Raw genomic sequence first — 11,368 nt, 5'->3', positions numbered from 1 at the left:
GCGTCTCAGTCCTGCTGCCTGATCGGAATCCGTGTTACTCGCCTGCATGCCTTGAACCGCCCAGGCTCAGCGCCAGGGCCTCCTCGTCCACTTCCTGGTGGCACTCCTCCACCAAGGTACTAGCTAGTTCGGCTAGTCTATCACCCCTGGCAACCTCAAGGTCTTCCGGCACCCGTTGTCCGGTCCCCAGCCAGGCGATGGGCAGCCGGCTACGCAGGGCCACGGTGAGCAGCCCGCCCAGGCTGGTGGCCTCATCCAGTTTGGTGAAGATGCAGCCCTGCGGCTCCGCCACCGCGAAGGCGCGCATGGATTCGGTCAGCGTGCTCAACTGGGTCGCCGCCGACAGGACCAGGCAGGTGCGCAGTCGCCGACTGCTCTCGCGCAGGGCCGTGAACTGCTCGGCAAGGCGCACGTCACGCTGGCTCATGCCCGCCGTGTCCACCAGCACCAACCGCTTGTCATCGAGATTCTCCAATACCCCGGCCAGCTCCTCGCCGCTGGCGGCGTTGTAGACCGGCACTTGCAGGATGCTGGCGAAATTGCGCAACTGGTCCTGGGCGCCGATGCGGAAGGTATCGGTGGAGACCAGGGCCACCTGATCGCGGCCGTGCTTAAGGGCAAAGCGCGCCGCCAGCTTGGCCACGGTGGTGGTCTTGCCCACCCCGGTGGGCCCCACCAGGGCCATCACCCCGCCCTGCTCCAGGATGTCGTCCTCGGCCACCTGCAGGTTGCGCTCGATGATCGCCAGGGCACGGGCCCAGGCCTCGCCCGGTTCCGCCTCGGCGGGGATGTGGTCGGCCAGGCGGCGGGCCACGTCACTGCCCATCCCCATATCGGCCAGGCGCTTGAGCAGCCCGGCCCGGGCCGGGTGCCGCTGCCCCATCCGGCCCCACTCCATCAGGCTGAGCTGACTCTCGAACAACCCGCGCAACTGGCGCAGCTCCTCGCGCATCTCATTCATGGCCGGGTCCTGGGCCCACTCCACCCGGGGCGCGGTCTCAGCCCCTCGGCCCCGGCGCCGCACAGGCCGTTCCCCCGCCGCCGGTTGCTGCGCCGCCGCCTCGCGACTGGACTGCTCATGGGCGGCCTGGAGATCGGCGAACAGGGCCTCCCCGTCGTCATCGTCGCCCACGGTGATGTCCACCTGCCGCCGGGACGCCCCGCCAGCGGCGGCCGCCTCCGCGGTCGTCTGACGGCGGTGGCGGTTCTCGCCGATGGCCCCCAGCGGCAAACCGCCGGGACGCCCCGCCCCCCGCTCGCCGGCGCCACCCGCCGCCTGCTGCACGGCCCGCTCGTCGTAGTCGATGGCGGAGATCACCTCCACCCCACCCTCAACCGGCTTGGTGGAGAGGATCACGGCCTCGGGGCCGTGCTCCTCGCGCACCTTACGGATGGCCTGCCGCATGTCCTCGGCGAATATGCGCTGGATCTTCATCGCCTGCCCTCTTGTCCTTTATTGGCCGCCGCCGACCTGCTGTTGCTGGCCTACGGTGGCTACGATGCGAACCTGGCGGTCATCCGGGATCTCGTTGTACGAGAGCACGTGCAGGCTGGGCACGCTGTGGCGGATAAGCCGCTGCAGCCAACTCCTCAGTTGCGGCGAGGTGAGCAGGACCGCCGGCTGACCCGCCATCTCCTGCTTGCGGGTGGTGTCCGCCAACGACTGCTGGAGGCGCTCGGCCAGGCCCGGCTCGAAGCCGCCCGACGTTTCCCCGCCGCCCTGTATTGCATTTAGCAACATCTGTTCCAGTTGCGGATCCAGGGTCATCACCGGCAGCTCCCGGGTCATGCCGGCGATGTTCTGCACGATCTGGCGGCCCAGTGCCTCGCGCGCCGCCTGGGTGAGCTGGGCCGGGTCCTTGCTGCGCGCCCCGTACTCGGCCAGGATCTCGACAATGCTGCGCATGTCGCGCACCGGGATGCGCTCCTCCAGCAGGTTCTGCAGCACCTTCACCACCACCGACAACGGCAGGGTGTTGGGCACCACCTCCTCCACCAGCTTGGGCTGGCTCTGGGCGAGGATATCCAGCAGCTTCTGCACCTCCTCGTGCCCCAGCAGGCGGTGGGCGTTCTGCTGCACCAGTTGCGACAGGTGGGTGGCGATCACCGTGCTGGTGTCCACCACCGTGTAGCCGAGGGTCTGGGCGTAATCCCGCTGCGAGGGCTCGATCCAGACCGCCTCCAGGCCGAAGGCCGGGTCCTTGGTGGGGATGCCCTTGACCTGGCCCTGAACGCTGCCGGGGTTGATGGCCAGTTCGCGCCCGGGCTGCACCTCTGCCTCGGCCACCGGCACCCCCTTGATGGAGATCCGGTAGGTGTTGGGGCCCAGGTCCAGGTTGTCGCGGATGTGCACCGGCTGGATGAGAAAGCCGAGGTCCTGCGAGAGCTTCTTGCGCACCCCCTTGATCCGGGTGAGCAACTGGCCGCCCTGGTTGCGGTCCACCATCGGGATCAGGCCGTAACCCACCTCCAGGCCCACCACGTCCACCGGCGGTACGTCGTCCCAGCTGAGCTCGCGCTGCTCCGGCGACTTGGCCTCGGCCTGCTCACCGCTGGCCTTGGCACCGGCCTGCGCCTCGGCCTCGGCGACCTCCTTCTGGCGCTGGGTAATCAGGTAGGCGGCGGTGAGGCAGACGGTGCCGAAAAAGGCGAAGGGCAACAGCGGCATGCCCGGGATCAGCCCCAGGAAGAAGATGACACCGCCCACCACCCAGAGCACCCGCGGGTTGCTGAACAGTTGCCCGGTGACCGCGTCGCTCATCTTCTGGCTGTCCGCTACCCGGGTGACGATGATGGCGGTGGCGGTGGAGAGCACCAGCGAGGGGATCTGCGCCACCAGTCCGTCGCCGATGGTTAGCAGCGAATAGTTGCGCACGGCATCGCCAAAGATCATGTCGTGCTGCAGCATGCCGATGGACAGCCCGCCGACCAGATTGATGACCAGGATCAGGATGCCGGCGATGGCATCGCCGCGGACGAACTTGCTCGCGCCATCCATGGAGCCGTAGAAGTCGGCCTCGCGGGCCACCTCCTCGCGCCGCTCCTTGGCCTGCTTCTGGTCGATAATGCCGGCGTTCAGATCGGCGTCGATGGCCATCTGCTTGCCAGGCAGCGCATCCAGGGTAAAGCGGGCGGAGACCTCGGCCACCCGGCCGGCCCCCTTGGTGACCACCACGAAGTTGATGATGATCAGGATGGTGAAGACCACCAGGCCGACGGCGTAGTTGCCACCGATGACGAACTCGCCGAAGGACTCGATCACCCGCCCGGCGGCTGCGGTACCGGTATGGCCGTCGAGCAGGATGATCCGGGTGGAGGCCACGTTCAGCGCCAGGCGCAGCAGGGTGGCGATGAGCAGGATGGTGGGGAAGACCGCGAAGTCCAGCGGCCGCATGGCGTAGACAGTGACCAGCAGGATGGACAGCGAGAGCACGATGTTGAAGGTGAACAGCAGATCCAGCCCGATGGGCGGCAGCGGCACCACCAGCATCATCAGCAGGGCCACCACCAGCAGGGGCGTACCCAGGCCCAGCGGGCCGACACTGCGCAGATTGTCCATCAGGGTGGCGTTCATCGTCTTTTATCCGCTCCTCTGCTCCGGCCCTTTGCGGGCCGCTCCTGCCGGGTTTTTGTCACCGGCGCCGTCAGTCGTCTGACGCCCGCTCCCCGGGCGCCCCCTGCTCGGCGTAGGCCCGGAATTCCGCCGGGATGTCCGGCGCCGGGCGCCGCGGCGCCTCGCTCTGCCCGCCCCGGGCGGCCCGGAGCTGGTAGATGTAGGCCAGCACCTGGGCCACGGCCATGTAGAGGCCGGCGGGGATCTCCTGGTCGATGTCCGTGGTGTGATACAAGGCCCGTGCCAACGGCGGCGCCTCGAACAGCGGGATACCGTGCTCACCGGCGATCTCGCGGATGCGCAGCGCCACCTGGTCCTTGCCCAGGGCCACCACCCGGGGCGCGCGCATCCTGAGCTGGTCGTACTGGAGGGCCACGGCGTAGTGGGTGGGGTTGGTGACCACCACGTCGGCCTCGGGCACCTTCTCCATCATCCGGCGCTGGGCGGCCTCGCGCTGCAGTTGCCGGATCTTGCCCTTGACCTCGGGCTTACCCTCGGTCTGCTTGAACTCGTCCTTCACCTCCTGGCGGGTCATGCGCAGCTTCTTCTGGTGGTCCCAAAGCTGGTAGGGCACGTCCACCGCCACCACGATGATCAGAGAGGCGGCGAGGACGAAGAAGGCGATGAAAAAGAGCTCGATGGCGTGGGCCATGGCCGACTGCAGCGGGGCCAGGGCCAGCGAGCGCAGCTCGTCCTGAAACAGGTAGAAGAACACCCCGGCCACGGCGCCCACCACCAGGATCTTGGCGATGCCCTTGGCCAGCTCAATCAGGGCCTTGGGGCCGAAGATGCGCTTGATGCCCTTCACCGGGTTCATTTTTTCCGGCTTCGGGATCATCGGCTGGGCGCTGAAGGTCCAGCCGCCCAGGGCAACCGGACCGATGAGCGCCACCAGCATCATCAGCCCGACGAAGGGGGCGACGATGAGCAGGCCCCGGCCCAGGGCCTCATGGACACGGGCGATGGGCTCTTTGGGGTCGAAGATCTGTTCGCGGCCGGGTTGGAAGGACCACTCCAGCAGGCCGACAATGCCCTCCCCCATGTAGCCGCCGAACATCAGCATGCCCAGGGCGGCGAACAGCATCAGCAGCGTGGTGGTCAGCTCCCGCGAGCGCGGTATCTGCCCCTTCTTCTTCGCGTCCTGTAGCCGTTTCGGGGTTGGCTGTTCGGTTTTCTCCTGGCCGTTCTCGCTCTCTTCGGCCATGAGCTGCCCCCGTCATCCCCGCGCCGGTGCGCTGTCTCCCTGGCCCGGCCTGGCCGCCCCGTGACCGCCGGCATTCCGTCGCTGGCGGGCCTGCGGGGGGTAATGCAAATTGCCGGCCAATCAGCCGGTGATGGCGAGCAGGTCGCGCACCACCGCGAAGGCGTGGGACCAGATCATCGCCATGCGGGTGGGCAACACCGGCAGCACTAGGCCCAACACCAGCACCGGGCCCACCAGCATGGTGATGGGCAGGCCCACGGAGAAGACGTTCATCTGGGGCGCGGCGCGGGTCATCACCCCCAGCGCCAGGTTGATGATCAGCAACACGGTGACCACCGGCAGCGCGATGAGCACCGCGCCGGCGAACATCTGTGACGCCCACGCCGCCACCTCGAAGAAGGCCTCACGGCCCACCCCCTCGGCGGCGATGGGCAGGGCGGAGAAGCTTGCGGCGGTCAGCTCGATGAGCATCAGATGCCCGCCTATGCCCAGGAAGACCAGGGTCACGATCACCAGCATCACCTGCGAGAGCACCGGTACCGACATACCGGTCTGGGGATCCACCATGGTGGCAAAGCCCAGCCCCATGGCCAGGGCCATGCTCTCGCCGGCCACCACCACCGCGTTCACCGCCAGCAGCAGCATAAAGCCCATGATCAGCCCGATGAGCACCTGCTGCACACTGATCAGCAGGCCCTCGGCGGAGAGTGGATCCACCGGCGGCACCTCGCCCACGGCCGGCAGCACAGCCACCGCCAGGGCGAGGCCGAAAAAGACCCGGACCCGGACCGGCATCAACTGGTTGCCGAACACCGGCGCCACCATCACCATCGCCCCCACGCGCATCAGCGGCCACATCAGGCTGCCGACCCAGGCGGTGATCTCGCCGATGGTGAACTCCATGCCGCGCGCCCCCGTCCGACCCGGCCTACCCGATGAAGCCCGGGATGCCGCGGTACAGCTGCCGGGTAAAGTCGGTCAGGATGGTGTGCATCCAGGGGGTCATGATGAACAGCACCAGCGCCATGACCCCCAGCTTGGGCACAAAGCTCAGGGTCTGCTCGTTGATCTGGGTGGCGGCCTGGAACAGGCCGATGAGCAGACCGGTGATCAGTGCGGACAGCAGAATGGGCCCGGCCAGCAGCACCGCCACGGTCAGCGCCTGCTTGCCCAGTTCGATGGCCAGTTCCGGAGTCATGGCGAATCCCTCCCGATGGGTTCGACGGTTGGCGGCGACGGCGGCGTTATAGGAAGAAGCTGGAGGCCAGCGTGCCCATGAGCAGGGACCAGCCGTCCACCAGCACGAAAAGCAGGATCTTGAACGGCAGCGAGATAATCATGGGCGAGAGCATCAGCATGCCCATGGACATCAGGGTGCTGGCCACCACCAGGTCAATCACCAGGAAGGGCAGGTAGATGATGAAGCCAATGGTGAAGGCGGTCTTCAGCTCGCTGGTCATGAAGGCCGGCACCAGCACCGTGAAGGGCACATCGTCCGGGCTGTCCACCTGGTCGTAGCCGGCGATGCGCAGGAACAGCCCCAGGTCGGACTCGCGGGTCTGCGCGATCATGAACCCGCGCATGGGTTCGCTGGCCGCCTCCAGCGCCTCGTCCGGCGCCATCTCCTCGGCCAGGTAGGGCGCCAGCGCGGTGTCGTGGACCTCCTGAAAGACCGGGGCCATCACAAACAGGGTGAGAAACAGCGCCAGGCCGATGAGCACCTGGTTGGAGGGGGTGGAGGCCGTACCCATGGCCTGGCGCAGGATGGCCAGGACGATGATGATGCGGGTGAAGCTGGTCATCATCAGCAGCCCTGCCGGCAGCAGCGTCAGCAGGGTCATAAGGATGAGCACCTGGAGGCTCAGGCTCCAGGTCTGACCGTCCTCACCCTCGGTGATGCGCAGCGCCTCCAGGCCCGGCGGCTGCGCCAGCACCACGACGGGTGCCGTCAGGCCGGCCAGCGCGATCAGGATCAGGAATGTGCGTCGAGCCATCATTTCTTCTCGTGGTGGTGTTGCTGCATCATTCGACGCAGCCGCTCCGCGAACGGGCTGCCCTGCATGTCCGGGGCGCCGCGTGTGGCCTCCGCCTCGAGCCCCTCCAGGGGCTCATCCAGCACATGCAAAGTCTGTACCCGCCCGGGAGCCACCCCCACGAGAAGTTGGGTCGACCCCACCTTAACCAGTACCACTTTCTCCCGTTGGCCCACCGACAGGGCCCCCAGGACGCGCATCTGCCCATTGGCAGACCCGCCCACACCGCCCATGCGGCGCAGGGCCAGCATGAGCAGGGCGATCAACACCAGCACCACCACCAGCCCGACAATCACCCGCGCCATGCCGGTGACATCCACGCTGGGCACGCCGCCCTCACCGGCCCAGACCAGGCCGGGCAGCCACATCCCGGATACCGCCAACAGGGCGGCGCCGGGTTTTCGACACCCGGTCGGGGACGGGCAGGAAGGGTGGCGACGGAAAACCATCAGCGCAGCTTTTTGACACGCTCGGCGGCGCTGATGACATCCGTGAGCCGGATGCCGAAGCGCTCGTTGACCACCACCACCTCGCCGTGGGCGATGAGCGTGCCGTTGACCATCACATCCAACGGCTCGCCGGCCAGGCGGTCCAGCTCCACCACCGACCCCTGGTTGAGCTGGAGCAGGTGGCGGATGCTGATCTGGGTGCGACCGATCTCCATGGAGAGGGTGACCGGGATGTCCATAATGACATCCAGGTTGGCCTCTTCATCGCCCAGATTGCGCCCGGCCCCGGCATCGGGCTCAAGCTCATCCAGCTCGGCCCGTTCCGCCTGCCAGTTCTCCTGGCGCTGCGTCTCCCGGGCCTCGGTGGCCGCGCGCTGGCCGGCGGACGGCTCCTCCGGGCCACTCTGTCCAGCCTCGTCGTCGCCGGTCTGCTCTTCCATAGCCCGCGCCCACTCGTCCGCCATGGCCTGCTGATCCACCTCCGACCCGGCATCAGCGGCGGCCTTCCCGCCGGCGGGCTCATCATCTACCCCATCCGACGCGCTGTCGCTGGCCGCCTCGTCCTGCCCGGCCGCTTGCCCCGACTCCGGGGCACGTCCGGTCTCGCCGGCCTGTTGCTCCGCCATGGCCTCTTCCCAGGCCTCGTCGGCGCCGGTCTGATCCTTCCGCTCCTCACTCATGACTGCTCACCGCCCTTGTTACGGTCTCGCGACTGTCTTGCGGTCCGGGACGCCGCCGCGGCCCTGCCGCGCCGTTGCCGCCCCCGGCCCCCGCTGTCCCCGTCCGCGGACGCCTTGTCGCCCGTCTTACCTTTGGCCTTGTCCTGTACCTCCGCCTCTGCGGGTGCCTCGCGCTCCTCTTCCTCGCTCTCCAGCCAATGGATGGCGTCCTGCTCGGCGCGCGGCTGGATCCGCTCGGTGATCTTGATGGCGGTATTGCCGTGACGTACCCCGTAGCGGCCGCGGAAGACCGGCATGTCCTCGGCATACACCTTCACCGCCTCCGGCAACTCCACCGGGATGATGTCGCCCGGCTTCATGTTCATCACATCGCGCAGGCTCACCTCCACCTCGGTGAGCACGCTGGACAGCTCCACCTCGGCAAACTTCATCTCCTCGCGCAGGGAGCGGGTCCAGCGTTCGTCCACCTCGTTGCGGTCCGACTGCACGCCGGCATCGAGCAGCTCCCGGATCGGCTCGATCATGGTGTAGGGCAGCGTCACGTGGATATCGCCGCCGCCGCCGTCGAGCTCGACATGGAACTTGCTGACCACCACCACCTCGCTGGGGCTGACGATATTGGCGAACTGCGGGTTGACCTCCGAGTGCATGTACTCGAACTCGGCGTTCATCACCGGGTTCCAGGCCTCCTCCAGGTTCTCGAAGGCCTGATCGATAAGCATGCGGATGACCCGCAGCTCGGTGGGCGTGAACTCGCGCCCCTCGATCTTGACGAAGAACCGCCCGTCGCCGCCGAAGAAGTTGTCCACCACGATGAAGACCAGCTTGGGGTCGATGATGAACAACCCGGTGCCGCGCAACGGATGCACCCGCATCAGGTTCAGGCTGGTGGGCACGAACAGGGTATGGACGTACTCGCCGAACTTCATCATCTCCACACCCACCACCGACACCTCCGGGGTGCGGCGCAGCATGTTGAACAGCCCGATGCGGAACAACCGGGCGAAGCGCTCGTTGATCATCTCCAGCGTGGGCATCCGCCCACGCACGATCCGCTCCTCGGCGGTGAAGTTGTACGAGCGCAACTCGCCAGGCTCGGCGTCGTCCTCGGTATCCACCGCACCGTCGTCGACGCCATGCAGCAGGGCGTCGATTTCATCCTGGCTGAGTATGTCCTGGGCCATGGGTCCTACCCCTATTGCATGACGAAGCGGGTGAAGTAGACCGCCTCCAGCCTTTGCTCAACACCGCGTTCGGCCAGCACCTGATTGACCTCCTCCAGGGCAGCCTGACGCAACGCCTCGCGGCCGGCGCGGGTGTTCACCTCCTGGTAGTCCTGATCGGCAAACAGGTCGAGAAGATTATTGCGAATCACCGGCATGTGCCGGTCGATCGCCTCTTCCACCGAGGCGTACCGCGTCTCGAGCTGCACCCGTGCCTGCAGGTAACTGATGCGGCCACCGCGCTCGAAGTTGACGGTCAGTGCGGGGTCCAGCTCGATGTAGATGGGCTCGTCCAGCGCCTGTTCCACCTGCGGCTCGTCGTTGCCGACGGAGCCGATCATCCCCGTCAGATAAGCGGCAACTGCCCCTCCCACGGCCAGAAGCACGACCAGAATCGCGATGAGCAGGATGACCACCAGCTTGGACATCCCCTGTTGTTTGCTTGTGGCTGTTGCCATTGACCGTCCGCCCTCCGACAGAAATCCGACGCAGAAAGAGAGAAGCAAAAGCGGTGCCAAATGGCGCGCTTTTGCCGAGCTCCAGTGTAACGGATTAGCCCTAAAGGTATAGAGCCTGCCCGCTTGACAGCCGGCCTTCTTGCAAATAGATTGCACCACTTGATGCAACAGTATTGCATTTCACACCTGCCAACCTGACGCCCTTCGTGGGCCGCATCACGTCACACGCATTGGGGAGCAACACAATCATGATCAAGAAGACGCTGGCCGTTGCCGCCACGTTGGTCATGCTGGCACCGGGAGGGGTGCTGGCCGACCGGACTGGCGATGGAGAGGTGACCTCGCAGATGCAGCGGGACCCGCTGGATCAGCCGGGGCTTCGGGCCCAGGCGCTGCCGCTGGGCGGCACGCGGGAGCAAGTCGATTCCGGCACCGCGTTCAACCCGGCCCTCTCGGTGATCCTGGACGGGGTGTACTACTCCGAGTTCACCGGTGAGTGGGACGCCCCGGCGGGCTTTGACAGTGGCCACAGCCACAGCCACGGCCACGGCCACGGCCACGGCCACGACCATGACCTGGACGAGGGCTTCAACCTGCGCGAGACGGAGATCGCCTTCTCCGCGTCGGTGGACAACTACTTCGACGCCATGGTGATCCTGGCCATTGAGGGCGACTCCGGCATCGAGGTGGAAGAGGCCTATCTGACCACCCAGAATTTGCCGGCGGGCCTGCAGGTGAAGGCCGGTAAGTTCCTGTCCGACATCGGCTACATCAACAAGCAGCACCCGCACGACTGGGACTTCGTCGACCGTCCACTGGTCAACGAGTTCCTGTTCGGTGACCACGGCCTGCAGGAGAAGGGGGTGCAGCTCTCCTGGGTGCCAGCGACTCCGGTCTATACCCGATTCGGCGTCGAACTCCTGCAGGGTGAGACCAGCGGGATCGCCAACTACATCGGTTCGGGCCGGGTAGAGGAAGTGACGGTGACCCCCGATCCCGTCACCGGGGACCCCACCCGGCAGCGCTGGCGGGACGACAACCCCTTCGATGATGCCTCCGGACCCCGTCTCTTTACCGGCTTCTTCAAGATTGCGCCGGACCTCGGCTACAACCACGCCGCCCAGTTCGGGCTTTCCTACGGGATCGCCACCACCTTCCAGAATGAGCAGCAGCACTCCAGCACCCGGTACGAATCCTGGGACGGTGATGCCTGGTTCGCCGGTGTGGACGCCGTTTATAAGTACGACAGCGGTGGTGCCTACGGCCACGGCAACCTGCGACTGCAGGGCGAGTACTTCCTGCGTGAGATCGACGTCGACTACATGAGTCAGAGCTTCCAGGGCGTCAACAACGGCAGCCTGCAGACCACCGACAGCTTCTCCGATCGCCGGCGCCAGGACGGCCTCTACCTCCAGGCCGTCTACGGGTTCGCCCCGCGCTGGGAGGTCGGCGCCCGCTTCGAGGCCCTGGGCCTGACCAACGAGTCGTTGGTGCCGGACCGCAGCGCCGGTGAGTTCGAGGACTTCGACGCCAGCTACCGGTACACGCTCAACACCACGTGGCGCCCGACCCACTTTTCCGCGCTGCGAGCTCAGCTCAACTACAACGACTTCGCCAAGGAGGACGACCACACCAATCGCGGTGCCTCCTTCATGCTCCAGTACAACCTGAGCCTGGGCGTGCACGGCGCACACCCCTTCTGATCGAA

Annotated in this window: 10 protein-coding genes and 1 pseudogene; 1 reads left to right on the top strand and 10 read right to left on the bottom strand. The window is 66.6% G+C overall.

The window, feature by feature from the left end:
- Positions 1–34: 34 nt before the first annotated feature.
- From flhF to MLG_RS05000, 10 genes and pseudogenes are all read right to left on the bottom strand, one after another.
- Positions 35–1,435 (bottom strand): flagellar biosynthesis protein FlhF, encoded by a 1,401-nt coding sequence (gene flhF / locus MLG_RS05045; RefSeq protein ID WP_011628731.1) that lies wholly within the window; start codon positions 1,433–1,435, stop codon positions 35–37.
- 18 nt (positions 1,436–1,453) lie between these two features.
- On the bottom strand, positions 1,454–3,574 hold the full coding sequence (flhA, locus tag MLG_RS05040) for a flagellar biosynthesis protein FlhA (protein WP_011628730.1): 2,121 nt from the start codon (positions 3,572–3,574) through the stop codon (positions 1,454–1,456).
- Between the two features lie 70 nt (positions 3,575–3,644).
- Positions 3,645–4,817: a flagellar biosynthesis protein FlhB gene (gene flhB / locus MLG_RS05035; protein WP_011628729.1), complete on the bottom strand. Its 1,173-nt coding sequence runs from the start codon at positions 4,815–4,817 to the stop codon at positions 3,645–3,647.
- 120 nt (positions 4,818–4,937) lie between these two features.
- A complete protein-coding gene (fliR, locus tag MLG_RS05030) occupies positions 4,938–5,720 on the bottom strand; it encodes a flagellar biosynthetic protein FliR (RefSeq protein ID WP_011628728.1) in 783 nt (260 codons plus the stop codon).
- A gap of 25 nt (positions 5,721–5,745) precedes the next feature.
- A pseudogene (fliQ, locus tag MLG_RS05025) lies at positions 5,746–6,021 on the bottom strand (flagellar biosynthesis protein FliQ); the annotation flags it as partial.
- A gap of 40 nt (positions 6,022–6,061) precedes the next feature.
- Positions 6,062–6,814: a flagellar type III secretion system pore protein FliP gene (fliP, locus tag MLG_RS05020; protein ID WP_011628726.1), complete on the bottom strand. Its 753-nt coding sequence runs from the start codon at positions 6,812–6,814 to the stop codon at positions 6,062–6,064.
- On the bottom strand, positions 6,811–7,218 hold the full coding sequence (gene fliO / locus MLG_RS05015; protein WP_041717917.1) for a flagellar biosynthetic protein FliO: 408 nt from the start codon (positions 7,216–7,218) through the stop codon (positions 6,811–6,813). The genes fliP and fliO overlap by 4 nt, the downstream gene beginning before the upstream one ends.
- A gap of 80 nt (positions 7,219–7,298) precedes the next feature.
- Complete coding sequence (gene fliN, locus MLG_RS05010) at positions 7,299–7,979, bottom strand: flagellar motor switch protein FliN (protein WP_011628724.1); 681 nt, start codon at positions 7,977–7,979, stop codon at positions 7,299–7,301.
- Entirely contained in the window at positions 7,976–9,163 is a 1,188-nt protein-coding gene (gene fliM / locus MLG_RS05005; protein WP_011628723.1) for a flagellar motor switch protein FliM, read from the bottom strand. The genes fliN and fliM overlap by 4 nt, the downstream gene beginning before the upstream one ends.
- Before the next feature lie 11 nt (positions 9,164–9,174).
- Positions 9,175–9,660, bottom strand: a complete 486-nt coding sequence (locus MLG_RS05000; protein WP_011628722.1) for a flagellar basal body-associated FliL family protein — start codon at positions 9,658–9,660, stop codon at positions 9,175–9,177.
- Positions 9,661–10,007: 347 nt separating this feature from the next.
- On the opposite strand from MLG_RS05000, the gene MLG_RS04995 reads away from it, so the two are divergent.
- Positions 10,008–11,363 (top strand): TonB-dependent receptor, encoded by a 1,356-nt coding sequence (locus MLG_RS04995; RefSeq protein ID WP_011628721.1) that lies wholly within the window; start codon positions 10,008–10,010, stop codon positions 11,361–11,363.
- Positions 11,364–11,368 lie beyond the last annotated feature (5 nt).

Source organism: Alkalilimnicola ehrlichii MLHE-1, assembly GCF_000014785.1.
GTDB lineage: Bacteria > Pseudomonadota > Gammaproteobacteria > Nitrococcales > Halorhodospiraceae > Alkalilimnicola > Alkalilimnicola ehrlichii.
This window is presented reverse-complemented; position numbering and strand designations above follow the sequence as displayed.